This window comes from Stenotrophomonas cyclobalanopsidis (genome assembly GCF_008710035.1).
In the GTDB taxonomy this organism is placed as follows: domain Bacteria; phylum Pseudomonadota; class Gammaproteobacteria; order Xanthomonadales; family Xanthomonadaceae; genus Stenotrophomonas; species Stenotrophomonas cyclobalanopsidis.
The window spans coordinates 12,789-37,670 of sequence record NZ_VYKI01000006.1; the positions used below are offsets into that span (position 1 = coordinate 12,789).

The 24,882-nt window shown below is 63.3% G+C and carries 21 protein-coding genes, 1 tRNA gene and 1 pseudogene; 12 read left to right on the forward strand and 11 right to left on the reverse strand.

The genetic code is table 11. From position 1 onward, the window contains the following. Window positions 1–20: 20 nt before the first annotated feature. Complete coding sequence (locus FJU31_RS06480; protein WP_150454026.1) at window positions 21–1,079, reverse strand: DUF4241 domain-containing protein; 1,059 nt, start codon at window positions 1,077–1,079, stop codon at window positions 21–23. Between the two features lie 125 nt (window positions 1,080–1,204). Between FJU31_RS06480 and FJU31_RS06485 the strand changes: the two genes are divergently transcribed. The 4 genes from FJU31_RS06485 to FJU31_RS19605 all read left to right on the forward strand — a co-directional run bounded on the left by FJU31_RS06485 (window position 1,205) and on the right by FJU31_RS19605 (window position 5,070). Continuing rightward, a tRNA-Ser gene (locus tag FJU31_RS06485) sits at window positions 1,205–1,294 on the forward strand. Between the two features lie 1,293 nt (window positions 1,295–2,587). Then, window positions 2,588–3,901 (forward strand): ParB N-terminal domain-containing protein, encoded by a 1,314-nt coding sequence (locus FJU31_RS06495; RefSeq protein ID WP_150454027.1) that lies wholly within the window; start codon window positions 2,588–2,590, stop codon window positions 3,899–3,901. A 46-nt stretch (window positions 3,902–3,947) separates the two neighbouring features. Further along, window positions 3,948–4,811 (forward strand): DNA adenine methylase, encoded by an 864-nt coding sequence (locus FJU31_RS06500; protein WP_150454028.1) that lies wholly within the window; start codon window positions 3,948–3,950, stop codon window positions 4,809–4,811. Beyond that, window positions 4,777–5,070 (forward strand): GNAT family N-acetyltransferase, encoded by a 294-nt coding sequence (locus FJU31_RS19605; protein WP_425473638.1) that lies wholly within the window; start codon window positions 4,777–4,779, stop codon window positions 5,068–5,070. Before FJU31_RS06500 ends, FJU31_RS19605 begins: the two co-directional genes overlap by 35 nt. Before the next feature lie 51 nt (window positions 5,071–5,121). On the opposite strand, the gene FJU31_RS06510 is transcribed toward FJU31_RS19605, so the two are convergent. Continuing rightward, window positions 5,122–7,878: a UvrD-helicase domain-containing protein gene (locus tag FJU31_RS06510; protein ID WP_150454157.1), complete on the reverse strand. Its 2,757-nt coding sequence runs from the start codon at window positions 7,876–7,878 to the stop codon at window positions 5,122–5,124. A 142-nt stretch (window positions 7,879–8,020) separates the two neighbouring features. Further along, window positions 8,021–9,010, reverse strand: a complete 990-nt coding sequence (acuI, locus tag FJU31_RS06515) for an acrylyl-CoA reductase (NADPH) (RefSeq protein WP_150454029.1) — start codon at window positions 9,008–9,010, stop codon at window positions 8,021–8,023. 101 nt (window positions 9,011–9,111) lie between these two features. Between acuI and FJU31_RS06520 the strand changes: the two genes are divergently transcribed. The 5 genes and pseudogenes from FJU31_RS06520 to FJU31_RS06540 all read left to right on the forward strand — a co-directional run bounded on the left by FJU31_RS06520 (window position 9,112) and on the right by FJU31_RS06540 (window position 13,123). Continuing rightward, window positions 9,112–9,459, forward strand: coding sequence for a winged helix-turn-helix transcriptional regulator (locus tag FJU31_RS06520; RefSeq protein WP_150454030.1), 348 nt, complete (start codon window positions 9,112–9,114; stop codon window positions 9,457–9,459). A gap of 414 nt (window positions 9,460–9,873) precedes the next feature. Next, entirely contained in the window at window positions 9,874–10,281 is a 408-nt protein-coding gene (locus tag FJU31_RS06525) for a hypothetical protein (protein WP_150454031.1), read from the forward strand. A 75-nt stretch (window positions 10,282–10,356) separates the two neighbouring features. After that, window positions 10,357–11,220 (forward strand): Smlt3025 familytype IV secretion system inhibitor, encoded by an 864-nt coding sequence (locus tag FJU31_RS06530; RefSeq protein WP_150454032.1) that lies wholly within the window; start codon window positions 10,357–10,359, stop codon window positions 11,218–11,220. 24 nt (window positions 11,221–11,244) lie between these two features. Beyond that, window positions 11,245–12,571, forward strand: a pseudogene (locus tag FJU31_RS06535) (XVIPCD domain-containing protein). A 96-nt stretch (window positions 12,572–12,667) separates the two neighbouring features. Next, entirely contained in the window at window positions 12,668–13,123 is a 456-nt protein-coding gene (locus FJU31_RS06540) for a hypothetical protein (RefSeq protein ID WP_150454033.1), read from the forward strand. Window positions 13,124–13,280: 157 nt separating this feature from the next. On the opposite strand, the gene FJU31_RS06545 is transcribed toward FJU31_RS06540, so the two are convergent. The 8 genes from FJU31_RS06545 to FJU31_RS06580 form a co-directional block, all read right to left on the reverse strand. Beyond that, window positions 13,281–14,474 carry a GAF domain-containing sensor histidine kinase gene (locus FJU31_RS06545; RefSeq protein WP_150454034.1) on the reverse strand — a complete coding sequence of 398 codons (1,194 nt, stop codon included), beginning with the start codon at window positions 14,472–14,474 and terminating at the stop codon, window positions 13,281–13,283. A 91-nt stretch (window positions 14,475–14,565) separates the two neighbouring features. Further along, complete coding sequence (locus FJU31_RS06550; RefSeq protein ID WP_150454035.1) at window positions 14,566–16,329, reverse strand: bifunctional diguanylate cyclase/phosphodiesterase; 1,764 nt, start codon at window positions 16,327–16,329, stop codon at window positions 14,566–14,568. 189 nt (window positions 16,330–16,518) lie between these two features. Further along, entirely contained in the window at window positions 16,519–18,639 is a 2,121-nt protein-coding gene (locus tag FJU31_RS06555) for a methyl-accepting chemotaxis protein (protein WP_150454036.1), read from the reverse strand. A 144-nt stretch (window positions 18,640–18,783) separates the two neighbouring features. Continuing rightward, the gene (locus tag FJU31_RS06560; RefSeq protein WP_108769189.1) at window positions 18,784–19,053 is read right to left on the reverse strand and encodes a hypothetical protein; all 270 of its coding nucleotides are present in this window, start codon (window positions 19,051–19,053) and stop codon (window positions 18,784–18,786) included. A 234-nt stretch (window positions 19,054–19,287) separates the two neighbouring features. Next, entirely contained in the window at window positions 19,288–20,031 is a 744-nt protein-coding gene (locus tag FJU31_RS06565) for an SOS response-associated peptidase (RefSeq protein WP_150454037.1), read from the reverse strand. An 18-nt stretch (window positions 20,032–20,049) separates the two neighbouring features. After that, window positions 20,050–20,238 (reverse strand): hypothetical protein, encoded by a 189-nt coding sequence (locus tag FJU31_RS06570; protein ID WP_150454038.1) that lies wholly within the window; start codon window positions 20,236–20,238, stop codon window positions 20,050–20,052. Continuing rightward, window positions 20,235–20,483 (reverse strand): hypothetical protein, encoded by a 249-nt coding sequence (locus tag FJU31_RS06575; RefSeq protein WP_116862658.1) that lies wholly within the window; start codon window positions 20,481–20,483, stop codon window positions 20,235–20,237. The genes FJU31_RS06570 and FJU31_RS06575 overlap by 4 nt, the downstream gene beginning before the upstream one ends. 146 nt (window positions 20,484–20,629) lie before the next feature. After that, window positions 20,630–21,826, reverse strand: coding sequence for an MFS transporter (locus FJU31_RS06580; RefSeq protein WP_150454039.1), 1,197 nt, complete (start codon window positions 21,824–21,826; stop codon window positions 20,630–20,632). A gap of 190 nt (window positions 21,827–22,016) precedes the next feature. Here FJU31_RS06580 and FJU31_RS06585 point away from each other — a divergent pair, with 190 nt between their 5' ends. From FJU31_RS06585 to FJU31_RS06595, 3 genes are all read left to right on the forward strand, one after another. Next, the gene (locus FJU31_RS06585; protein ID WP_150454040.1) at window positions 22,017–22,274 is read left to right on the forward strand and encodes a hypothetical protein; all 258 of its coding nucleotides are present in this window, start codon (window positions 22,017–22,019) and stop codon (window positions 22,272–22,274) included. A 36-nt stretch (window positions 22,275–22,310) separates the two neighbouring features. Next, window positions 22,311–23,990, forward strand: coding sequence for a type IV secretory system conjugative DNA transfer family protein (locus tag FJU31_RS06590; protein WP_150454041.1), 1,680 nt, complete (start codon window positions 22,311–22,313; stop codon window positions 23,988–23,990). 416 nt (window positions 23,991–24,406) lie between these two features. Beyond that, window positions 24,407–24,853: a hypothetical protein gene (locus tag FJU31_RS06595; RefSeq protein ID WP_150454042.1), complete on the forward strand. Its 447-nt coding sequence runs from the start codon at window positions 24,407–24,409 to the stop codon at window positions 24,851–24,853. Window positions 24,854–24,882 lie beyond the last annotated feature (29 nt).

Here is a 24,882-nt window from a genome sequence, read left to right on the forward strand (position 1 = left end):
GTTGCTGTTTCCGGCGTCCGTTACCTTCGCCCAAACAACCGCGTCCAGAAGCCAGGCCGTGACTGTGCAACTGTCTCAGGCTCGGCAATGCCCGGCGCCTCCAGCACGGCCATCAGCTCCGCGCTGCGTGGCTTCTTCAGAAAGCGCGCATAGTCCTGATAGGTGGTCACCTTGCTCATGTGCAGGCGCTCGGGCATTGCCGGCAGCGCGGCGCCTTGCAGGAGCGCCCGCAATGCCTGCGGCCGGTCCAACCGAATCGCCTCGAACAGCGCGGTGCCGCCGCAGCCGGGCTCGATCTGGTTGGCCCGCTGTGGCGCATCCTTCAGCAGAGCGCGGAGCGCATCCGTGTCATTACGCTCGACGGCAGCCACCAACTGCGCCAATGTCTCGGCTTCCTCGGGCGCAAGACTGTCGCGATAGGCCTGGTCGGCAAGCTCACGCGCGTCGCGCCCATCACCGCCCTCAATGCACAGGAAATCAGTGACCAGTGCCACCGGGGCACCGGATGTATCCAGCGCCCAATAGCTGGGATAGACGCCATCGCCCCAGCCGCTGGTGAACACGACCAGGCCGTGTGGCGAATCCGGGCCCCATGGCCGGTACTCGGCGCCTTCATCCAGGCCGTCGTGGTCGATCAGCGCGTCGGACCACGCTTCGTTGCCCTGATCGATCAGCGCCAACAGCGCCTGCTGAGTATCGGTGTCCATGAAACAACCGATGCCGGCGTCGACCGGGTAGCCAATGAAGCTGTCCTCGTCCAGCCCGGTCAGGTCCTGCGTGGTCCAGCGCGCCATCTGCCAGTGCAGGGCCGATACCGTCAGTGCTTCGCGCGGTTTGAACCAGACCACGGCCAGCGCCGGGCGGCCGCTGTGCACGATGATCTCGACCGGATGCAGGCCCACCGGGGCGGTGTAGTCGGCCAGTGCTGGGGCCTCCGCCTGGACCAGCGGATCGCAGACCACCAGGTGCCCGCTGCTGACCGGCAGATGGCCGGCGAAACTACGGGTCAGGGCGACCGCTGCCAGCTGGGTGTCGTCCAGCAGGCAGGTGCGCAGGTTCGCCAGATCGAGGTGGGCCATGGCGGCTCCGGTTGCAGGTGATGCCCCACCGTGCCGGATGCGAGGGGCAGGGGCAAGGGTGGTCTTGGGCAAATGCGCTTCACGTGCGAGAATACGCCGCTGCCCGGGCAACCGGGACCCCGATTGGAGAGATGGCCGAGCGGTTTAAGGCACCGGTCTTGAAAACCGGCGAAGGGTTAAACCTTCCGTGGGTTCGAATCCCACTCTCTCCGCCAAGCCTCTTAAAAAGCTCTTAGAGATAGGGGCTTTTTTTGTTGCATCGATTACTGTGTCGCACAGTTGCACCTTACTCAAAGTGGTCGATTCTGCGCGATCTACTGCCGAACTCAATCCCGGCACCTCGGATTGCATTCACATTGCGCGCTGGTGCATGCGAATGGAGCGCGGGAATCGTTCGGCCATGATCTCGCCATACATGAAGGTCATTTCCGTGCCGGTCATCCGCTCCACACGGTTTAGGCAAAGCAGTTCCCCCAATCGCTGAGCGGCGCCTATGGTTGCCTCCCGCGCTCTGATGCTGTGCCAAATGATCGGCCACGCTTAGATTGAGCTGCACGTTGTCGGCAACAGCCAGTGCGGGCGAACCGCGTGCGACTGAAGCTGGCTGAGCACCTAGGCGACGCAGCTGCGACGGCCTCCAGGCGGGTATTGGCTGCGCTGAAGCCGACGAGCCCATCGCAGGCGATCAAGGCTAGAGCGAAGTGTCCGATGAAAGCATGGACGCAAGCTGGGCGCGCTTGGTTGATGCGTAGGTACTGACCGTCGCACCTCGACGACTGACCGAGAGCAGGCGAACCTGCAATCAGACATGCAGCCAGACATGCTATGGATAGATGGAACGAGTCGCGGCCCGCAGCAGCAAAGTCGACCTTGCTAAGTGCGGTCTCGGAACCTCAAGCCCCCCCGAGGGAAGGAGTCAGCCCACGCTGAGCACCGCGTCATCACGACTTGGTAATATTCACGCAGTAGAGAGGCGACACCGACCAAGTTGAAGATAAGAAAGCCTTGGATGCCCTCGGGATCCGGAACAGGTTCGATTGCGGCAAGGACGCGGTATCGACCTGGTGCCAGATCAGGACCAGCAGTGTTGCCAGGCACAGCCGTTCCATGGGAATTTTTGTCCTCAGCCGGATAAGTCTAGCAGTGGTGCCTAGCAGTTGGGCTGGGTGAACTCCAAGCCGAACGCTGATATGCGGCGAGGTCCTACCCTGTGCTGAAGCTACGAAATGCGGCGGCCCAACCGGTGAACGAATGCCGACGCAGGTGTCGTGATCCGGAGGAAGGGGGAGCGCTTGGAAATGGAAGCGCCTGAGCTGCGTAGGTCCCTGCAGTGATTAGGCAAGCCCGCGAGGCCCCGGTGGTGGGCCGGAGAGCTGAGCGCGCGAGCTATGCGTGGTCGGCGCCGATCAAGAAGGTGACCCACCGGTACTCTAGTGGTTGCAAAAATCGTCACACTCCCTTAAGTATTGCAACTTGCCAAGTCCGGCAAAAGGAAGAGGGGGGAAGGCATGGCTAAGCCGACAGACGCGCGGATCAAGATCTCTGACATTTTTCTTGATAGTAAGAATCCGAGGCACAGCTCCATCGATAATGAGCCCGAAATAATCGATCATTTGGTAAAGAAGGAAAAGGTGCTTGCGCTTGCCCGGGAAATTGCGGTGCACGGAACCTCGCCGCTCGAGCGGCTGGCAGTGATTCCACATCCCGAGATCAAGGGAAAATATATCGTCCAAGAGGGGAACAGGCGGCTATGTTCTCTAAAACTTCTCCGAGATCCAGATCGAGCGCCGACTGCAAAAACGCGTGCCGCTTTTGAGCAGCTAAAGCTGGAGGCGCGGCTTTCTCCCTCTGTCGATGTCGTGATCTTCCCTGATCGTGTTTCCGCAAGATATTGGCTGAAGCTTCGGCATCTTGGAGGGCAAGGAGGTGCGGGCGTTCGGAACTGGGATGCTACTCAGAAGACTCGATTCGATGCTGAGGACTCTGGCACTAATCCAAATGCGCTCGCAGTCGATTTGCTTCAGTACGCGCATGATTCTGGCATAATATCTGAGGGCGACCTTGAAAAAATTAAGGTAACCACTTTAACTCGTTATCTTTCCAATGCGGTGGTGCGTGATGCGCTTGGACTGGCGGATCGCTATAAGTTGGTATCGCTAGCAAAGCCTGATCAGTTTGACATCGCAGTGTCGACATTCTTGCGCGACGCTGCGCAGGAGGATTCGCCTATTTCGTCTCGTTCTAATAGGCAGGACAGGGAAGCCTACGCGGCCACTCTAAGGCAGCGGGGTGCGGCCGTAAAAGATAAGGTTGATAGGCCAGTTGTCCCGAGCGTCGCTGCAGCGAAGCAACGGCAGAGGAATAACCCAAATCCTGACTTTAGGCCAAAGATCGTGCCGGCGTCGTTTAAGGTTGTTCTGGAGAGTGCGGTGCTCAAACGGGTCTTTGACGAGCTGCGTCAGATCGACCCGGATCTGTCATTTGCTTCGGCGTATCTTTTTAGGGCGTTCTTGGAGCAGATCATCCATGACTATGCCAAGGTCAATGGTGTTGGGGGAGGTGAGTTCCATTTTCTGGCTGGGAAATGCGAAAAGCATTTATCTGGAAATGCAGCTCTTCGGAGCGAGTTCGGTGAGCGTAAACTGGAGAGTATGCTAAAGCCGCTTAGGACCATGGCGAACGATAGGGAAAGTCGCATTTCGCCTGATACACTTGGTGCTTGGGTCCATGGGAGCATGATTCCTACAGGTGCGGAAATTAAGCGGCGCTGGGACACGCTTGAACCTGCGATCTATCTGCTTTGCCGTGGACTAAAGAAATAGTGGCCACAAAGGCTGAGGCGTAGTAAAATTTGTCCATGGAGGGACTATGCCAGTGACCTATTCGCCGTTGCGCTACCCAGGGGGGAAGACGCAGTTGACCCCCTTTGTGGTGGATCTTTTGCGCGCAAACGATCTGTTCTATGGCTCTTACGCCGAGCCCTTTGCGGGTGGGTGCGGAGTTGCCCTGAAGCTGTTGATGGATGGATTTATGTCGGAGATTTATATCAATGATATTGATCCTGCCATTTATTCAATGTGGAATTCTGTAATAAATGAAACGGACGAGCTTTGCTCATTGATTGAGCGGACCCCAATAACGATTGCCGAATGGAGAAGGCAGCGAGCGATTCAAGATGGTGGTGGGGAGTCTTCACTCGAGCTTGGATTTTCAACTCTCTTCATGAATAGGACTAATCGCTCTGGAATTCTGAAGGCGGGGGTCATTGGTGGATTTGATCAGCGTGGTGATTATCTTATAGACTGTAGATTCCATAAGGTTAATCTCATAAAAAAAATAAGAAGGATTGCGCTATATGCGGATCACATTCATTTGACTCAATTGGATGCAATTCAGTTCCTTAGGAAGGTTGTAAAGAAGATAAAAGGGAAGGCCTTGGTGAATATCGATCCTCCCTACTATAAAAAAGGCCCTGAGCTATACCGTAATTTCTACGGGCATGACGATCACGTGTTGCTCTCAAGGGAGATTGCGAAGCTGGGCCATCCGTGGATGGTGACCTACGATAACGCGCCTGAGATCCGTGAGATCTATGACGGATATCCGGCTTTGCGAAAGACATTGAGGTATTCTGCGCAGGTAAAGCGTATGGGCGTTGAGTTATTGATATTGGATCCGACGCTTAAGGCGCCTAGACGTGAACCTTCCAAGTCGGCTACTTCCGCCGCTTAGCGGTTTTCGGAGGGGGGGATTGCGAATCTCTCCCTCGGCGTCACCATTGACTTTCGCCTGTCAGCTGCGTATATCGCCCGACGTCCGAGGCGCAGGCCTGGGTCGGCAGCTGTATGAGCATGCTCTTGCGCAGCAGAAGCCTGTGACCTCCGATGCGAATGCGCGGTACGCCAAGGCCGTCGTGTTCTACATTCGCATTGGTTTTGTTGGGGCCGGCCGTTTACCAGAGGGGCATGGTGGTCCCGTATCCTGTGATTAATCTGCGGAAAATCGGTTGAGCCACCCGTGTGCAGCTACGCGCTGCACGCGCCTATTGGCGGCGCCCACCCTTCTTCGGCTTGTTATGGCACAACGGATAACTAGAGCACGACCGGAACGCCCCATGCGGCCCATTCCGCTCCACAAACACGCCCACCTTGCACACCGGGCACCGTTCCTCATTGATGGCCGCGCCTGAAATACCGGTCACCTCCACAACGCCTTCCTCCACGAGCTCATCCAGGAATGGCGAGTACTTGCCCTGCAGGGTGAACATCGCCACGCTGCGCCGCGCGCGCGTCAGCGCCACATAGAACAACCGCCGTTCTTCACTCAGCGGGTAGGTATCGCCATCCGGCATCGCCAGCGACAGCACCGGATCATCCGCGCGCAGGCTGGGGAATCCACGATTCACCATGCCCGGCAGGATGACGTAGTCCGCCTCGCGCCCCTTCGAACGATGGGCGGTCAGGAACTCAACCTCCATCGTGCTTCCAAACAGTGTCTTCCAATCCGCAGGCACTGCGTTGCGATCGGCCCGATAGCGGCCCAGCACGAACACGCGAACACGCCCATCGCGCCCCTGTGGCACCGCCCCGGACAGCAACTGCTGATGCAATTTGGCGAGGTACTGGCGCACACCGTCCTGCACTTCCTCACGCCGCGTCATCTGGAAGGCCTGCAGCACCGGTCCAATCGCTGGCGTCGAAGAACGCACCGCCTTGGCAATCTGCGCGGGATTGCGGCTGATGAAACGGCTGGAGATATCGCACAGTTCCTGCGGGCAGCGGAAGGTCTGCTCCAGCTTCAGCACCTGGGCGTGGCCCATCCATTCGCGGAATCCGGTCATCACCGAAACATCGGCACCGGCGAAGCGATTGATTGACTGCCAGTCATCTCCCACTGCAAACAGGTGGCGACCCGGCTGGCTGACCAGCGCACGGCAGAGGCGGGCACGGGCGCGCGAGGCGTCCTGGAACTCGTCGGCCATCACCAGGTCGTAGGGAGATTCGTAATGGCCCTGCTCCAGGATGCCGGCAGCCATGTTGAGCATGTCCTCGAAGTCGATGCCGCGCTCGTCCGCCAGCGCCTCGTCCCAGGCCTGGAAGACAGGCGCCGCGATTTCCAGGAACCGCCGGTGCCGCTCCTTGAACTGATCCTCGGGCATCTGCTGCAGACGCGCGGCCAGATCGTCCAGCGTCAGGCAGTTGCTCTTGGCGTGGGCAATGAAGGTCCGCATCAGGCCGATCAGGTCGGCATCCGGCATGGGCTTTGCGCCCTCGCTGGGCAGCTCACGGTCGGGGTTAGGGTCGAGCTCGACATCGGCGTCGCCGAGTTTCTCCGCAAGATGTTCCAACGCATGCCCGCTGCGCAGGCCGAATGAGGTCGTCTCGACCAGTGCGGTGCCGCGTGCCACGTGCTGCTGGCGCTTCCAGTGCATGCCTTCTGCGTAGTTGGCAAAGTGCTTCGGCGGCCTACCATTGGCATCCAGCGCAAAATGCTCGTGATACAGCGCTGCGTCCGGGTAGTAGAAGTCCGGCCGGTACTGGTGATGGGTATCGGTGGCGGTATCAAATTCGTAACGGCGCTCGTAGTCGTACGCCACGCCGTTGTAGAACAGCCAATCGGCAATGACGCACTCCTCCAGACTATTCACCCGCTCGCCCTGCAGGGTGCGGATGTAGGGCGTGCCGTCGCGGTCGTAGCCATCGGCCATCATCTCCGCACCGAACGGCGGAAGGTCGCGCCCGAACACCAAGCGGAACATGTCCCACTGGGTACGGAAATGGATCGAGCGGTCTTTCAGATCGTCCACCAGCTCGGCCAGTTTGTTGAAGCCGAGCGTGGCGTCGATGGCCCATTCGGGAATATCGGGCTTGCGGCCGGTGGCCTTGCCGATGATGGCCAAACCGAGTGCATGGAAGGTCCGGGCCTCGACCACGGTGTCGCCCATGCCGAGCCGGTCGAAAGAGCGCTGCGCGCGTTCCTCCAGCTCCTTGGCGGCATCCTTGTTGAAGGCGAGCATGACGATCCGCTCGGGCTCAAAGAATCCGCGATCAATGGCATAAGCGGCCTTGGCGACCATGGTGGAGGTCTTGCCGGAGCCAGCCGAAGCGACAACCTGCACGCAGTTGTCAAAGCAGATCACCGCGCGGGCCTGTTCCTCGGTCAGCGGTTTGCTTTCAACGCGGTCCAGGAAGTCCTTGGCCAGCACCAGTTCGCGCGTTGCCATGGTCGCATTGGCGTCGGCCCACGCGGCGGGCCAATCCAGCTGCCAGTCGTGCAGCGCATCCAGCGCAGCCCGGTGGCTGTGCGAATGCAGATCGTCGTGCAGGTCCTCATCGAGGAACAGCCGTTCCAGCTCGGCCGGCGACAAGGGCAGGGCGGGCCGCTCGGCCAGCAGCGTCTGCTGCTGCTGGTGCGTGATCCAGCGGCGGCCGGCGCTGCCCCGGTCGGTGAGGGCGTCGGCCTCGGCCAGCCACGATTGGATCTGCTCCAGGATCTCCTCGAAGAGTGCCTTGCGCCCGCGCGTGGTGCGCGCAAAGAGCACCTGCTGGACAGCAGTCGACAGTCGGGAGGCGTCGCGATTGGGCAGCCCATCCACGGACAGCGTGTCGCCGTCGTCGCTCTGCAGCGCAACCCGGGCCCAGAACAGGCCCGGAAGAACCCGCACACGCTGGTCATCATCGACGTGTTGGCGGTACTGCCGGCCTTCAATCAGAAGCTCGACATGCTCGCCATCCAGCCGCAGCCGCCAGTCCGGCGAGCGGGTCACACGCTGGCCCCAGCCCGAGGGGCGCCATTCCATAGACATCCAGAAACTGCCTTGCGTACGTCACTGGGCGTAAAGCGCCCTTACAGCTCCATGATAAGGGGCCTTGGTGCCGTGCGCAGAGCTTCTGGGCAAGGCAGCCAGCGATGGCGCTGCACCACCGCTGGCCCGACCGCCCTCAGGCGTTCACATCCACCACGATCCGCCCGCGCACCTTGCCCGGGATGATCTGCTCGTACACATCCAGCACCTCGGCCAAGCCGATCAGCTGCACGGTGCTTTCCAGCTTCTGCGGGTCCAGGTCGGTGGCGAGGCGGTCCCATGCACGCTGGCGCACGTCCTGCGGGGCATTCACCGAATCGACGCCGGCCAGGGTCACGTTACGCAGGATGAAGGGCAGCACCGAGCCGTGCAGCGCATCGCTCTGCGCCAGGCCGCAGGCCGCCACGGCGCCGCGGTACTTGGTTTCGGCAAGCGCGTTGACCAGGGTCGGGCCGCCGGCCACGTCCACCACGCCGGCCCAGCGCTCGGCGCTGATCGGTTTCTTGCGCGGCTCGGAAAGCTCCGCGCGGTCGATGATCTCCGCCGCGCCCAGGCTGTGCAGGTACGCGGCATGTTCGGGGCGGCCGGTGGCGGCCACCACGCGGTAGCCCAGCTTGGACAGAATGGCCACGGCAATCGAGCCCACGCCGCCGTTGGCGCCGGTTACCAGCACATCGCCTTTCTCCGGGGTCACGCCCGCATCTTCCAGTGCCAGCACGCACAGCATGGCGGTATAACCGGCGGTGCCGATGGCCATGGCATCGCGGGTGGTCAGGTTGCCGGGAATCTTGTTCAGCCACTCACCCCGCACGCGGGCGCGCTGGGCCAGGCCGCCGTGGTGGCCCATGCTCAGGTCCCAGCCATTGAGCACCACGCGATCACCGGCCTTGAAACCGGCATTGCTGGATTCCACCACCACGCCGGCAAGGTCGATGCCGGGAATGAGCGGAAACTTCTGGATGACCGGGCGCACGTTGGTCAGCGCCAGCGCATCCTTGTAATTGAGGGTTGAATAATCAACCTGCACCAGGACATCGCCGTCCATCAGGTCGGCCTCGTCAAAATCCACCAGTTCGGTGGAAACACGGTCGTTCGTCTTGCTGGAAAGCAGTGCTTTGAATTTCATCGGGGGCCTCACTTTCAGTGGATGAGGCCATGCTAGGCTCGCACCGTTATTGCAACAAGAACGACGATTTTTCGTAGGTACTATGGTTTTCCGGAGTATATATGCGTAGCAAGCGTTGGGACGGCAAGAGCGGCTGCGCCGTGGAAGTCACCCTCTCGGTAATGGGCGGCGTGTGGAAGCCGGTCATCCTGTTTCACCTGATGAAGCGTAAACGGCGCTTCATGGAATTGACCCGGCGGGTGCCCAACGCCACGCAATCGATGCTGACCAGCCAGTTGCGCGAGCTGGAAGCGGACGGCGTGCTGATCCGCCATGTTTATCCGGAAGTGCCGCCGAAGGTGGAATACGAGCTTTCGGAATTCGGTCGCACGCTGGGGCCCGTGCTGCTGGCCATGCGTGAGTGGGGCGAAACCTATCGCGGGTACCAGAGCACGCGTGAGGACAGCTGAGGGCGGAGGTGTGTCGCATCTGCCACTGCTGGCGCGCTGGATGGCGGCGGACGGCGGTTGAAGGCTGCAGGCCGGGAGCGCCATTCGATGGGCAAGTCGACACTGCATGACGCAAGCGCCTCAACTACAGCGAAGTAGGGAGTTTTCCGGCTTTTCAACAGCCGAGCAGTGGGCCAATCATTGCCTCGCCAAGGCACTCGCCTTGGCCGGGATTGGCGTCCCGAACTTACGTAGTACACGGCGTCGGGCTTGCAGCTGAAACTGCAGTCACGACAATGCACCCTCTGCCAGTTCATGGCGGACGGTGCGTGGGGGTCTTAGGGCCCGCCGGCTTTCGTACTACGTATCCGGCACGCCAACCCGCACCGTCCGCCACCTTGCACCTGCAGGTGGCCACACCGTGAGGTTGCCGCCATGTCTGACCGTCTTCCCGACTATCCCCGCCTGCACGCGCTGCTCGGCGCAGCCCTGCGCGATCTTCCCAATGCCGTAGCCGAAACGCTCGAGGATGCCCTCTGCGAATCCGCCGAAGGCGCGCCATCATCCGCGTTCTTTGCACACCTCAAAGGCCACGGAAACAACCTGCGTGCCGATGGCGAAGCGTGGACCGAAACCCGTCTCAGCCCCGGCCGGGCATTCGATCTGGCCTTGGCGACCCGCAGCGCTTCGGGCATCACCGCGTTGACGGCCGTGCTGCACGCCGCGCACGTGGCGCGGGAAAGCGATGACCCCGCGTGCTGCCCCTCCGCGGCGGTGATTGAAGGTTTGTTCCATGCCTGCCAGATGCTGTCGCTACAGGTGGAGCGCAGCCTGGTGCCGTGAAGGTTGGGACGCTGTTCCTGTCTCGTTGACACCCGGTTCCCTATAGTGGCCCTGGAACCCTGCTATGGAATGGCCATGCACGTGATGTCCCCCGGCCGCTGCCTGGCACTGGCACTTGCTGTCGCAGCAAGTGCCGGTGCATGCGCACGGCCGCCGTCCAACGAACACGAAAGGAATCCTGCCATGACGGGCGCAACCCAGACCGGCCGTACCCTCAATGGGCATACCTACACTGACGCACCGGTGGATGTGAAACTCGGTCCGACGACGTTCCGGTTTCCCGCCAATTATCTGGACAGCCAGATCGCACCCTGGCCGGGCGAGGGCGTTACCCTGGTGATTGAATGGCCGGATATGAAGCCGACGGCGCCAGGTGCGCGGGCCGATCCTCGGACCAATGATTTCCGTAAGGAGATTTCGGTCAGCATCAACTACGTTGACCGGGTTCCTGTTGAGCGGGTGCTGGAACGCTATGCGTCCAATGAATCAATTACTGAGGCCGGTTCGTTGGAACGGGAAGACCCGCGGGAGCGGCTCGATCTGCGCACGGCGCTGCCCGAGATGCTGGGGCTGACGCCCTATGCCATTGATGAGGCCAGGATGGTTCAGTATGCCAAGCTTTATCAGGAGCGCAGCGGAGAAGTCCCCGTTCGCAATCCAGCCTTCGAGAAAGACTGGTACGCCGCGCGGCAAGCTGATGGTCGAATTACGAGCTTCATCAAGTGTGATGCAAGGGCGCATTTCGCTGATGGCGTGCGCCTGATGGGCGACAGCGTGATTCAGGAGCCGGGTGTACGCGCTGCGAGCTGCGTCCACTATTTCGTCGATCTGGACAACAAGTTATCTGTCAGATTGGATTACAAGCGGGTGTTTCTGAAGGACTGGAAGCGTATGGAAGACGCTGTCAGAAGCGTGCTTTCGGGCGCGCGATCCAATTGATCCAAGGAATGGAAGGAGTCTGGTATGAGTCGGTTGACCGAGCATGACCTGGGGATCCTGCGCAAGTACGCAAAGGACGGTAACCGCGAGCTCTATTGGAATTATCTCTCGCAGCTACCGGGGGCGGACGGTTACGGGACGCTGGCACTGGGTGTAGTACGCAATGACAGTCTTCCGGGCAGGGTGGCCAACAGCTATGCGCAGAGCTACGCGGGTACGCAGCATGATGAAGGCTCCCGCTTTCCGAACACCCGCCTGAGCGAGCGCCAATGGGAGGCATTCGGCAGGACGCTGCTGGAAAAGGATCTGGAGCTCCGCGAGGAACGGATGGGGGACCACCGTCCGGATCTGGCCCTGAACCTGCCTGGCGCCGATGTGATGCTGGCACACGATCGTTCCTTCAATGATCACGGCTTGGACCCCAACTGCTGGACCCCGCGCGTGCTGCTGCAGGCTGCGCTGGCCGAGGAAGGTCCGCAGAAGATGGAGCAGATCTGGACCGGCATGCTCAACAACGACTACCGAGGCATGACGCGCGCCTGGGATACCAGTACCGATGCCGTAACGCAGATGGGGGCGTGGAAGGGCGGTCGCTATGTGCTCACGTTGACGGCGCATGAAGCCGTCCAAGCCCTTGAAGGTCGCTCGTCGGTCGACCCAAACGTGATCGGCGGCAACAGCCACTACGCCATGTACTTCGAGGGGGGAGAAAAAATGGACCAGTGTCAGCGTCGGTGGTGGCCATGTGAAGATGAGCGGGATCACCGATCCCGCACGCATTGCTGAACTCAATGATGCGCGCGAGGTGCGTCTGGAGCGCCGGCAGAAGGCCGCCCAGTTCCATCCAGACGACACGTTCCGCACGATCACCCGCAGCCCGTTCACAGCGTCGGTCGACGATCTGCAGGACCCCCGCCTCGCCCCGACCCGGTTGGCCGATATCGGCCCGGGCCATGCCGAGTACGGTCTGCTGCAGCAGGTCAGGCAGGGCGTGGCGGTTCTGGATGCGCAGGCAGGGCGCACGCATGATGAAAGCAGCGAGCGCCTGACCGCCAGCGTGATGGCGCTGGCGCGCCAGCACAACCTGGAGCGGGCCGACCACGTGATGTTGAGCGCGCAGACGAGCGACAACCCTGCTGGCCGCAACGTTTTTGTCGTGCAGGGCGAGCCAGACGATCCCGCGCATCTGCGCGCGTCGATGCCGACGGATCTCGCGGTGCAGACACCGGTCGAGCAGTCGCTTCAGCGCCTGCAGGTGGCCAGCGTGGGCCGCGAGCAGAGCCAGGTGCAGCGCCAGCAGCAGGAGATGGACCTGCAGACACGGGACAACCCATCCATGCGCATGGGCTAGGCACCATGGCGACGTAACCGAAGCCTCACGTCGCCTTTGCAACTTGGCGTGCGGCCATTGCTAAGTTCGCTTGCAACCCATTCAAGGAACCCAGCAATGACCCGGAAGTCCCTGCTTGTCCTGCTCGGCCTCTGCCTGACCCCGGCGCTGGCCGTTGCGCAATCCGACCGCCAGGTGGCCGAAGACATGGTCACCCGTGCCGCCAACGTGTGCCCCGGGCACAGCACCGAGCGCACCGCGCCTACCGTAAAGAAGGTGCCCGTGGGCGCGCTGCGGGTGATGCTCCACCGCGGCCTGGTGATGTGCCCGGACCGCCGGCTGGATGCCTCGGCGCCGGCGGCATTCTATGGGCGTTTGGGTGTGTTCGGGTGGAACCCGGAAGTGCCGGCGGCTGCGACGGTCGTCGTGGCGAAGATCGACCAGATGACCCGCAAGGATGAGTACCCGGTCGAGACGCTGGTGTGGGATGCGAAGGGCACGGCGTTGACCCAGCAGACCGTGCCGGCGTTCGAGCCGCGGCCGGGTGCGGCAGTGTTGTACAAGGTGCGATGATGCATCAGCGTTGTGGCGCTGGTAGAAGCCCACCTTGGTGGGCGCTCCGGCTTCCGCGCGGGGTGACAGAGCCTTGCCCACCAAAGTGGGCACCTACCAGAGCGGTATGAGGTGAGCGGCGCGAGGGATGACGCGCGCGGCGCTGCGGCGCGCTGGTTCAGATCCGCAGCGTAAGCACCGTGCCAGCGCCATCGGCACTGGTCACGGTGAGCGTGCCGCCATGGGCCTTGGCAATCTGCGCGGCGATGTACAGGCCCAGCCCCAGGCCGGAATCCAACCGCCGTTCCTGCGGCCGCGCAAAGGGTTCGAACAGGTGGCCCATCTGCGCCGCCGGGATCACGCCGTGGTTGGCTACGCTGATTTCGATGCCCGCGCCCACGCTGCGGCCCTTGACGTGTATCGGTTGTCCGGGGGTGCCGTGGATAGCGGCGTTGATGACCAGGTTGGCCAGCAGCTGGCACAACCGCGCGGCGTCACACATGAAGGTCAGCGGCAACTGCAGGTCCACCTCGCAGACGCGCTTGGGATACGGGCGCATGGCCTCGCGGCAGGCCATGGCGAGGATGCCGGACAGATCCGACCACGGTTCCAGCTTCAGCGCGATGCCGGTGCCGAGGCGGCCCCGTGCGAAATCCATGGTGACATCGATCAGCTCGGCGATGCGGTCGGCACTGTCGTTGATATGGCCCAGCACCTTCTGCTGCGAATCGGTCAGCGCGCCAAAGCCCAGCAGATCGACACCGGCGCGGATGGCCTGCACAGGGTTGCGCAGGTCGTGCGCCAGTACACCGATGAACTCTTCGCGCTGCTTGGCCACCCGCTGCAGCTCGGCATTGGATTGTTCATACTCGGCCAGCTGCCGGCCAACCATGTCGCCCTGTTCCTTCAGGCCGTCGATGGTGCGGCTGTCGGCGTCGTGGCTGCGCAACGCGTCAATCTGCGCGGCGACCAGCGCAGCCACGTCGTTCATCGACTGCACCTGTTGCTCGTCCACCGGCTTCGGCTCGGGGTCCAGTGTGCACAGGGTGCCGAAGATGGAGCCATCGGCCAGCAGCAGCGGCACTGAGATGTAGCTGCGGAAGCCATACATGCCCGGAATCGGGCTGTCGATGAACAACGGATGGGAAAGCGCATCGCCGAACCAGACCGGTGCCCGCGAAGACCGCACGTCCTTGCAGAAGGTGCGGTTGATATCGAGGATCATGCCGCTGGAGATGCCCAGCCCCGCGCTGTCGATGCTCTGGATGGAACGCCAGGCGCTATCGGTGACTTCCCCGATCAGGGCAACGCGCATGCCGGTAATCCTGCATGCCAGGTCCAGCGAGGGCCGGAAGTCGATTCGGGTGGGCATGGCAGCTGTTCCGGACAGCACGGTGGGCAATACAAGTATAGCGAGCGCTACCGCCGTAGAGTCGAGCAGCGGGAGTCGAGCAAGCTCGACGCTACGGGACGGGAAGCACTGCTCTGAATCGTTCGCTGAACGCTTCAGCCGTCATCGGGCGGGCCACCGCGAAGCCCTGGATCTCATCGCAGCCCAGCGCCTGCAGCCGTGCAACCTGCTCGGCACTCTCCACGCCTTCGGCCACTGCTGCATACCCCAGCCGCTGCGCCAGGCCGATGATCGCTTCCACCTTCAGCGCCGCGCGTGGGTCCACGCACAGCCGGTCGATCACCGTCTTGTCCAGCTTGAGCGTGCTGATCGGCAGCTCGGTGAGGTAGGCGAAGTTGCTGTAGCCGCTGCCGAAATCATCCACGGCGATGCGCAGCCCCGCGGCCGCCATCTGCCGCAGCTGCTGGCCAGCGGGAGAGTCCACGCGGAGCCACTGGCTCTCGGTGATCTCCACTTCGACATCCGCGCAGGAAAGCCCTTTCTGTTCGATCGCGCGGATCAGCCGCAGCGCCGCGTCCTGCTCGGCCATGTCGCGGGCCGAGTAGTTGATCGACAGCGTCAGGTCGATGCCGATTGCGCGCCAGGCCGCACACTGGTCCAGCGCCTGGTCGATCACCCAGCGGGTGATGCCCTGCATGACTGCCGTGCGTTCGAACACCGGGATGAACTCGGCCGGGCTGACCGCACCCAGCTGCGGGTGGTTCCAGCGGATCAGCACCTCGGCCGCCACCGGCGCCAGGTCCGAGGCGCGGAAACGTGGCTGGTAGACCAGATGGAACTGTTTCTCCTGCAGTGCCTCGCGCGCATCGGTGGCCAGTCGATAGCCCCGCCGCGTACGCGCATCGCGGGCCTCGGAATACCAGCGGAACACCGAGCGGCTGTTGATGGCGGCGTTCAGCCCCACCAGCATGCGGCGGATGGCCTCGTCGGCGTTGTGCTGGCCCAGGGTGATGCCGCAGATGCCGGCGTGGAACGAGGGCGACATCGGCACCTGCGCGGCCATCATCGGTCGGGTCAGTCGCTCCTGCAGTTCGCCGATCAGATCTTCGACCGCCTTGGACGACGACAGCTCCACCACGAACGCAAACCGCGCCACACCGACGTGGTAGACCTCGGCCATGCCGTCGAGCGCTACGCACAGGCGCACGCCGATACGACGGATCAACGTCTCCAGCGGCCCCATGCCCAGCACCTGGCCGGCCTCGGTGGCGGTGGTCGCATCGAAGACATCGATCAGTACCGCATGCAGGAAGGTGCCCGGTTCACGCTCGGCGTGGGCGGCGAAGTCCAGGGCGAATTGATGCCGGTCGGGCAGGCCGCTGACGGGATCGCGGCGGCCGCTCAGGGCGCGCAGCTCCAGTTCGTTCATCGCGGCGCTGGCCAGGGTCTGCAGCTGGCGCCGCTCCGCCTCGGAAAACTGCCGAGGCGCATCGTCCATGATGCAGAACGCGCCGATCGCCACACCGTTGCGGGCAACCAGCGGTGCACCTGCATAGAAGCGAAGCTGCGCTGGACCGGTCACCAGCGGATTGCTGGCATGGCGGGGGTGCGCGCGCAGGTCGTCGATCACCAGGGTATCGGCGGAAGCGATCGTCGAGGCGCAGATCGAATCGCGGATATGGGTCTGGGTGGTGGCCAGTCCCTTGCGTGAGACCAGCCGCTGGCGATCGACCTCCAGCAGCGAAACGAACGCAACGGGCACATTGAAGGCGTGGGTGGCGAGCTCGGTGAGCTTGTCGAGCGCGGCACCGGAGACTGTGCCGAGGGCATTGAGCCCGGCCAGGGTGGAAAGGCGTTCTTGTTCGGGGGAGGGCATCAGGACCACATCAGAACGTACAAGGGGGCTGCACAGTCAAAGAGACAGCAGCAGCGCAACCAAGATGTCGCGCTGCTGTTGTCGGGGGAAGGGGCGCAGGCTGCTGCCTTCTGAATGCTTCAGGCTTGCCGCGCGATGGTAGTGCGCGGCAGATGCGGCCGGTGTGAGCGCCCGCCATGACCCTGTCTTTCAGGCCGCGCGCCTGAGGGTGGGGGTTGCCTGGGCCGAGACCCGGAACACAGCGGCCGCCTGGTCCAGGTCTGCCGCCTGCCCGGCCATCGCGCGGGCCGCCGCGCTGGCTTCCTCCACTAGAGCGGCATTCTGCTGGGTGGCCTCGTCCATCTGCGCGATGGTCTGGTTGACCTGTTCGATACCGGCCGCCTGTTCGACGCTTGCTTGGGCGATCTGCTGCACCAGATGTCCGGTCTGGCCTGCGGCGTCGGTCAGCTGGCCGATGGCGGCTTCGGTCTGGCGGGCGATGCCGATACCGGCCTCGACCCTGCCGGTGGATTCATCGATCAATGCCTTGATGTCCTTGGCCGAAGCCGCCGCGCGCTGCGCCAGGCCGCGTACCTCGCTGGCGACCACCGCAAAACCACGACCCTGCTCGCCGGCGCGCGCTGCTTCGACCGCTGCGTTGAGGGCGAGGATGTTGGTCTGGAACGCGATGCCGTCAATCAGGCTGACCATCTCGCCGATCCGAAGCGACGAGGCATTGATCTGTCCCATCACCCGCACCACGTCCTGCACCGCCTGGGCGGTCTGCAGCAGGGCGTCGCCGGCACTGCGCGAGGCCGCATCGGCCTGCTGTGCGTGCTCGGCATTCTGGCGCACGGTGGAGGTCAGCTCTTCCATCGAGGCAGCAGTTTCCTCCAGATTGGCAGCCTGGCTCTCGGTACGCCGCGAGAGGTCAGCGTTGCCCGCAGCAATCTCATCGGATGCGCCGGCGATCAAGCCAGAAGCTTCCTGGATGCGGCGGATGATGGCCGCCAGGTTCTCCGCAGTGCGGTTGGTGTCGCGCTGCATGGTGGCGAACACGCCCTGGAAGTCGCCCTCGATACGGCGCGTCAGATCCCCTTCGGCCATGGCACCGAGCACCTTGGACAACGCGCCGAGGCTGCCGTCAGCGGTGGCCATCAAGCGGTTGAGGTCTTCAATCATGCGGCGGAAATCGTGACGGTAGACGGCGGCATCGCCGCGCACGCTGAAATCGCCCGCCGCTGCTGCGGTGGCCAGGCGCTGGATGTCCTGGTTGATCGCATGCAGGCTGCCCTTGGCCGCATCCATCGATTCGTGCAGGATCGCGCGGCTGCCCGGGAGGCGTCGTGCGTCGCGGCTCAGGTCACCCTGTGCATACTGGTTCAACACATCGATGGCATCGACGATTGCATCCAGATGCTCGAACACCATCGTGTTCATGCCCTGCGCCAATTCGCCATAGACGCCGGGGAAATCCACCGGCATGCGGTGGCTGATGTCCTCGGCGGCATGCTTGCCGATCATCAGCTGGGTCTGCTGCGAGAAGCGCTGCAGCAGGCCGACCATGCCGTCTGTGGCGCGCAGCATCTGGCCCACTTCGTCGGGGCTGTCATCCTGGTGGCGGACACTCAGGTCGCCACGGGTGACCGCATTGATCGACGCCTGCACCTGCGCCAGCGGCCGGGTCAGGCTGCGCGAGATCAGCCACGCCGCGATGATGCCCAGGCCCAGGCTGAGGAGCCCGAACAGGCTGAGCAGTGCCGTGGTCCTGGCGGCCAGCGCCTGCATGTCCTGGGCGGCCTCTTCCACCAGCTTCTGCTGCAGATCGGCGAACTCGGCGAGCGCCGCGTTCCAGTCGGCAGCCGCCGGGCCGGCGCGGGTCAACAGTACGGTGCTGGCAGCGTCGAAGTCGCCGGCCTGCATCGCTGCATCCAGCTCGCGGTTGAGTGCAACGGTGGCCTGCTGCTTCTGCGTGACCTTGCCGCGCATCGATTCGGCCAGCGGGCTGGTGGCCGGGCGCTCGGTGAAGTGGGCCCAGATCTGGTCATACCGCGCGGACATCGCGTGCGCCTTCGCAAGATCCTCTTCCAGGCCCTGGCCGCGCTTGATCAGCATGTCGCGGCGCAGAAGCAGCAGCTCCTTGTTGATGATGAGCATGTCGTACAGCTCGCCCATGCGGGTCACGCGCACGTTCACCGCGTTGTCGAACTGTTGGCGCTGCTGGTAGTTGCTGTGCAGGGCGATCGCAAGAATGGTGGCGATCAGAAGGAGCAGGACGGAAAAGCCCGCGGTGAGGCGAGTGCCGACCTTGAAGCGGCGCAGCGTGTTCATTTTGTGAAATCCGGTAGTCGTTGTAGGCCCGACTGCCGGGCGTATCTGCACAGGAGAGAGTCCCGGCAAGCAGTACAACGGTAGCGGCAGCGCAGGCTGAAGCTTTAGCGCCGCAGTTCGGATTTTTCTGGAAGCGCCTGCGGATCAGGCAATGCAGAGCACGAACACCGCCGACAGCGCGAGCATCAGCACGAACACCCGCCGACTCAGCGCCAGGCAGGCGAGGCCCGCGGCCAATGCCCAGGCGCCCAGCAGGACGCAGGCCAGCAGCCACAGGCCCATGCCCATCAGCGAGCCGGACACCACGCCGGACATCGCCAGTGCTTTGAACAGGCCCACGCCCAGCACGCTGCCCAGCATTCCTGCCTGTAGGGCGACGGCATCATGGCGGGCAGGGGCAGGGCGGTGATGCATGGGCTGCACTGTGCAGCAAGCCACATCCACGCCATGTGTTTTTTGCGGTTCAGCGGGAGCGCGACGAAGGGGTCAGAGCCCTTGCCTGCGGCAAGGGATCCGACCCCAGGCTTGCGGTCGAGCGAAGGGGTCGGATCCCTTTCCAACGGAAAGGGCTCTGAACCCGGATCTCCGGCCAGGCGTTGGGGTCAGAGCCCTTGCCTTTGGCAAGGGATCCGACCCCGGGCCCATCACTCACGCATCGTCATCCAGCGCATCGCCATCCCAGTCGGGCAGCGCATCGTCGGCACCCGCAACGTCGGGGTTCACCGGCTCCAGCAGGGTGTAGTCATCGCGACGCGGGTCGCGGATGCCCAGGCCGACATACGCAGCCTCCAGCGCCGCGGTATGCGCGTGGCGTCGCAGCTGCGCTGGCGTGGTCAGCTCGCCCCTCAGCCAGGCCGCCGCTGCCGCAGGCTCCACGAAGACCGGCCCATCGGCAGACAGCGGGGCCGGGATCGCCGGGTTGCCATCGGTCAGGATCGAAAACGTGTCGCGCAAGTCGCCTGCCTCGTCCTGCCAGTGCTCCCACAAACCGGCCGCCAGCAGCGCCAACCCATCCTGGCGCTGGACGAACATCGGCCACGGCGGTCGTCGCTGCCGGTCCCATTTGAAATAGCCGGTCATCGGCACGATGCAGCGCCGTCTGCTCCAGGCATCGGCGAAGACGCGGCTGCGCGGAGCGCGCTCCAGCCGAGCGGTCACCGTGGTGTAGGGCGTAGAGGGTTGCTTCGACCAGCGCGGCACCAGTCCCCATTGCATCTCCGCAACCACTGTCGTCGTCTGCGCATCGGCGACGCCCGCCGCCCAGACCCAGGCGTGGCCGTCCTTGCCGATGTTGTAGCGCGCATCGGCCGTTGCCAATGCGGCAGATACGTCGTCTGGCAGGGCACGGGCAAAGCTGTCCACATCCACAAAGGCCTGCACAAAACGTCGCATGCCCGCTCCGTCGCCGACTCAGCGCGGCGGTTGAGCTTGCAGCGCGTCGCGTCCGCGCGGGGTCAAGTCGATGTCACCGTCTTCGGCCTGCACCGCAAGGCCTGCCTTCACCGCCCAGGTGGCGGCGTCACTGTCCACCTGCTCCGCGTCGGCAATGGCCTGCAGGATCTGGCGCTGTGCCCCGGTCAGTGACGCGTCCATGTTCATACGCCCAGCACGCGGGGCAGCTTCCAGTCCGCCACCCGGGCATTGCTTACCGCCTGATGGCATCCGCAGTCGTCACAACGGAACAGCGTGCCGCCAGGCAGGTGCAACAGATTGCCGTCCGTAGACGAGGTCGTGGCGTCGCAGTGGTTGCAGGTAACGGTCAGCGAGGTGATGCGTTCCACCCCGCCGGCCATGTTGAAGACGGCCTCGAAGGCGCGAATGGCGAAGTGACCGGTGTCCGACATGGGAGAGGGCGTGCCAAGGGAGAAGGTGCATTCATCGTCACACTTTCACCTGTGATGACCCCGTCAGCCCGATGCGGTGGCGAGGTCAAATCCAGTCGCGCTGCCACAGCCCATGCCTGCGGCAAGGGGGGGGGGCGTACAGGACCTCAGCCAGCCTTGCGGCGGCGGTCGACCATCATCGACACGCCCCACAGCAGCAGGCCACCGATGGCGGTGGCGGCGCCGACATAACCGGTGGTGGCCGGGCTGAAGCCCGCGCTGATGGCCATGCCACCCAGCCACGGGCCCAGCGCGTTGGCGGTGTTGAACGCGGCGTGGTTGGAGGCCGCGGCCAGCGTCTGCGCCTCGCCGGCCACGTCCATCAGGCGGGTCTGCAGCACGGCGGCCAGCGCACCCATGGTGCCCACGGTGATGATCATTGGGCCGATGGTCCACACCGACTGCGCGGCCAGCGGGTACAGCAGCAGCATCACGATGGACCACACCAGCACGACGGCGGCGGCATTGAAGTGGAACTTGTCCACCAGCCAGCCGCCGGCGATGTTGCCGATGATCGCCCCGATGCCGAACACGCCCACGGCCAGCGGCATCCACGATTCGGCCACGCCGGTCACCTGCACCAGGGTCGGCGCGAGGTAGGTGAACACGCAGAACATGCCGGCAAAGCCGACCGCGCCAATGCCCAGCGCCAGCCACACCTGGGTGGTGTTGAACGCGCGCAGCTCACGCATCGGCGAGGTACGCACCTCGTCCGGGTCGGGCAGCAGGAAGCGGGCGATCATCACCACCGTGGCGATGGCCAGCACGCTGACCAGGGCGAAGGCGGTGCGCCAGCTCAGCTGCTGGCCCAGCCAGGTGGTCAGCGGGTTGCCGATCAGGATCGCGATGGACAGGCCTAGCAGCACCCGTGACATCGCCTGGCCACGCTGGCCGGCCGGGCTGATGGCCGCGGCCACCAGCATCGCCACGCCGAAGTAGGCGCCATGCGGCAGGCCGGCGACGAAGCGGGCGATCAGCATGGTGCCGTAGTTGGGGGCCAGGGCGCTGGCCAGGTTGCCCACCGCGTAGAAGGCCATCAGCGCCAGCAGCAGCTTGCGGCGCGGGAACGAAGCGCCGATGAAGGCGAGGATCGGCGCGCCGACCACCACGCCGATGGCGTAGGCACTGATCAGGTGGCCGACCTGGGTCTCGCTGATCGACAGGCCGCGGCTGATCTCCAGCATCAGGCCCATGCTGGCGAACTCACTGGTGCCGATGGCAAAGCCACCCAGCGAGAGGGCAAGGATGATCCAGGTGCGCTGACGCGGCGTCAGCCGCGCGGCCAGGGGGGAATTGGGGCTCATGCGGGGGCGGGCAGGGCGGGGGAAGCCACCCATTGTACTGCTGCACTGCAGCAACAGCACCCGCGGCAGGGTAAATCAGTGTTTGATGGGTGGCGCCGACTGACCGGGCCTGCATGCCGCCACCACGGCAGGGGCGGCATCATTGCCTGACGCGGGCACGCGATGTGAACGCCATCACGGAGAAGAATGCATGCAGGAGTACACGCATCAACTCGAGCTGCGCGGCCGCTATCGGCTGGTAGCGGTGACCCACGCGCCGGTGTACGCTCCCGGCGATGTCATCGGTCATACGGTCATCGCCGATGACGGGGAGCGCTTGACCGATCTGATGTCGCTGGCCGAAGCGCGCCGGTACCTTGAGGTGCTGGAGCGTGAAGAGGGCATCGAGCCCGGGCTGGAGAATGAAACCAACCTGCGGAAACGGGCGTCGCAACGACGCCGCCGCTAGGCCGTCGCGCCTCAGTGCGCATCATGGAGGATTCGGGTGTTGCCCAGTAATAAGTTCCTGACCATCGCCATCGCTACGGTGGTCGCCCTGCTGCTTGGTTTCGCGTTGTCCGGTTACCTGACGCTGCTGCTGCTTGGCCTGGACACCAAGCTGTTCACCTGGAATACCTATCACCAGTACTACAGCGCGCTGGGCCAGCCGCAGGTGGCCCCGTTCGTGGGCAAGATCAGGTGGGCCGGCTACCTTGGCTTCGGCCTGCCGCTGCTGGTCGTGCTGGTGGGCAGCCTGGTGTGGCTGCTGAAGAAGGAAAAGAAGTCGCTGCATGGCGACGCGCGCTTTGCCACCAGTGCCGACCTGGCCAAGCACGGCCTTTACAAGAAGACCGCGCAGAGCATCGTGGTCGGCAGCCATGGCGGCAAGTTGGTGCGGCTGGATGGCCAGCAGTTCGTGATCCTGGCCGCCCCGACCCGTTCGGGCAAAGGCGTCGGCGTGGTCATCCCGAACCTGCTTGAGTACGGCGAGTCGCTGGTGGTGTTGGACATCAAGCAGGAGAACTTCGACCTGACCAGCGGCTGGCGCGCCAGCCAGGGGCAGGAGATCTACCTGTTCAACCCCTTCGCCGAAGACCGCCGCACCCACCGCTGGAACCCGCTCAGTTACGTGTCCGACGATCCGGCCTTCCGCGTCTCGGACCTGATGAGCATTGCCGCCATGCTCTACCCCGATGGTGCCGAGGACCAGAAATTCTGGGTCAGCCAGGCCCGCAACGCCTTCATCGCCTTCACCCTGTACCTGTTCGAGAACTGGGATGACGAGCGCGCCAGCGGCTTCCCTGGCGGTCTGGGCACGCCCACGCTGGGCGCGGTGTACCGCCTGTCCTCGGGCGATGGCACCGAGCTGAAGAAGTTCCTCAAAAGCCTGTCCGAACGGCCGTTCCTGAGCAGCAACGCGCGCTCGGCGTTCGCCAACATGCTGTCCCAGGCCGACGAGACCTTCGCCTCCATCCTGGGCACCTTCAAGGAGCCGCTGAACGCCTGGATCAACCCGGTGCTGGACAAGGCCACCAGCACCAACGACTTCCTGCTCACCGACGTGCGCAAGAAGAAGATGACCATCTACATCGGCATCCAGCCCAACAAGCTGGCCGAGAGCCGCCTGATCATCAACCTGTTCTTCAGCCAGCTGATCAACCTCAACACCAAGGAACTGCCCAAGTCCAATCCGGACCTGAAGTACCAATGCCTGTTGCTGATGGACGAATTCACCTCGATCGGCAAGGTCGACATCATTGCCTCGGCGGTGTCCTACATGGCCGGCTACAACGTGCGCCTGCTGCCGATCATCCAGAGCATGTCGCAGCTGGACGCCACCTATGGCCGGGAAATCTCGCGGACCATCATCACCAACCACGCGCTGCAGATCCTCTACGCGCCGCGTGAGCAGCAGGATGCCAACGACTACTCGGACATGCTGGGCTACACCACCATCCGCAAGAAGAACGTCACCCACGCGCGTGAAAAGACCCACAGTTTCACCGAGGAGCGTCGTGCACTGATGCTGCCGCAGGAACTGAAGGCGATGGGCCCGGACAAGGAAGTGTTCCTCTACGAAGGCATTCCGCATCCGGTGAAGTGCGACAAGATCCGCTACTACAAAGATAAATATTTCACGTCGCGTCTACTGCCAAAAGTGGAAGCTCCTGTTCTGAATTTGTGACGGCACTGCATCCGACAGGGCAAAAACGCGGTTTCACAAAAATAAATTTGTGAGGCGCGTCAAGAAAACGCCATACGTTTGCGCAATTCAGACTTGTCTGACATTGAATTGACGTGTGGTTGTGCCAGTCTATGCACGGCGCAGGGACCTTTTGGTTCAGCTCGCTTTCAGAAGTGGCCAGGAGTTTCAGCCATTGGAACAGGGATGGTTCCGAAGTTGGTGAGGGTGCGAGAGGACGGGTTGGTGTAACCGTTTTCAGCAACCTGGTTGGCGGTCTTCGGGCCGCCGGGGAGCCGTCGTGAAGCCACGCCTACGCGTCGGGTTCCCGACGCGTGTCCGGTTGGCATCATGCCAAGCCGGAGCAGCCAGGGGACCAACATCGGGACTGCTTTTTCGTACGTCAAAGTGAAGCCCGTATGAATCAGGCGTTTATCGCAAAGTTGTCCATCGCCGCAGTAGCGGCGTTGATGGTGGCCGCATGCGCCACCAAGCCCGCACCCGACTTCGGAGGCCGGTGGAAACCGGTCAACCGTTTCGCGGAAACCCCGACCGAGATTCCCCTGTACTCCAGCTACGTGTATCAGGCCTCGCCCATGGACGGCACGCTCAAGGGCATGCTCGACCGCTGGGCCAAGGATTCCGGCCGCACGCTGGACTATCGCCTCAGCTCGGATTTCACCCTCTACGGAGCGGTGACGCGGATTGATACGACCAACGCGCAGCAGGCCGTGATTGATGTCACGTCGGCCTACTCGGCGCAGGGCGTTTCCGTGTCCATCGTCGGCAACCAGATTGTCGTGCAGAGCGCCGGATCGACGCCGACCGCGTCCGCCCAGGGCCCTGATCCGGACAGCGGCAGCTGAGTCATCCAGGAAATCATCGAACATGCTGC

Coding starts and splice junctions, on each gene's coding strand:
- FJU31_RS06480 (WP_150454026.1), bottom strand. CDS start 1,079: ATGGCCCACCTCGATCTGGCGAACCTGCGCACCTGCCTGCTGGACGAC.
- FJU31_RS06495 (WP_150454027.1), top strand. CDS start 2,588: ATGGCTAAGCCGACAGACGCGCGGATCAAGATCTCTGACATTTTTCTT.
- FJU31_RS06500 (WP_150454028.1), top strand. CDS start 3,948: ATGCCAGTGACCTATTCGCCGTTGCGCTACCCAGGGGGGAAGACGCAG.
- FJU31_RS06510 (WP_150454157.1), bottom strand. CDS start 7,878: ATGGAATGGCGCCCCTCGGGCTGGGGCCAGCGTGTGACCCGCTCGCCG.
- acuI (WP_150454029.1), bottom strand. CDS start 9,010: ATGAAATTCAAAGCACTGCTTTCCAGCAAGACGAACGACCGTGTTTCC.
- FJU31_RS06520 (WP_150454030.1), top strand. CDS start 9,112: ATGCGTAGCAAGCGTTGGGACGGCAAGAGCGGCTGCGCCGTGGAAGTC.
- FJU31_RS06525 (WP_150454031.1), top strand. CDS start 9,874: ATGTCTGACCGTCTTCCCGACTATCCCCGCCTGCACGCGCTGCTCGGC.
- FJU31_RS06530 (WP_150454032.1), top strand. CDS start 10,357: ATGCACGTGATGTCCCCCGGCCGCTGCCTGGCACTGGCACTTGCTGTC.
- FJU31_RS06540 (WP_150454033.1), top strand. CDS start 12,668: ATGACCCGGAAGTCCCTGCTTGTCCTGCTCGGCCTCTGCCTGACCCCG.
- FJU31_RS06545 (WP_150454034.1), bottom strand. CDS start 14,474: ATGCCCACCCGAATCGACTTCCGGCCCTCGCTGGACCTGGCATGCAGG.
- FJU31_RS06550 (WP_150454035.1), bottom strand. CDS start 16,329: ATGCCCTCCCCCGAACAAGAACGCCTTTCCACCCTGGCCGGGCTCAAT.
- FJU31_RS06555 (WP_150454036.1), bottom strand. CDS start 18,639: ATGAACACGCTGCGCCGCTTCAAGGTCGGCACTCGCCTCACCGCGGGC.
- FJU31_RS06560 (WP_108769189.1), bottom strand. CDS start 19,053: ATGCATCACCGCCCTGCCCCTGCCCGCCATGATGCCGTCGCCCTACAG.
- FJU31_RS06565 (WP_150454037.1), bottom strand. CDS start 20,031: ATGCGACGTTTTGTGCAGGCCTTTGTGGATGTGGACAGCTTTGCCCGT.
- FJU31_RS06570 (WP_150454038.1), bottom strand. CDS start 20,238: ATGAACATGGACGCGTCACTGACCGGGGCACAGCGCCAGATCCTGCAG.
- FJU31_RS06575 (WP_116862658.1), bottom strand. CDS start 20,483: ATGTCGGACACCGGTCACTTCGCCATTCGCGCCTTCGAGGCCGTCTTC.
- FJU31_RS06580 (WP_150454039.1), bottom strand. CDS start 21,826: ATGAGCCCCAATTCCCCCCTGGCCGCGCGGCTGACGCCGCGTCAGCGC.
- FJU31_RS06585 (WP_150454040.1), top strand. CDS start 22,017: ATGCAGGAGTACACGCATCAACTCGAGCTGCGCGGCCGCTATCGGCTG.
- FJU31_RS06595 (WP_150454042.1), top strand. CDS start 24,407: ATGAATCAGGCGTTTATCGCAAAGTTGTCCATCGCCGCAGTAGCGGCG.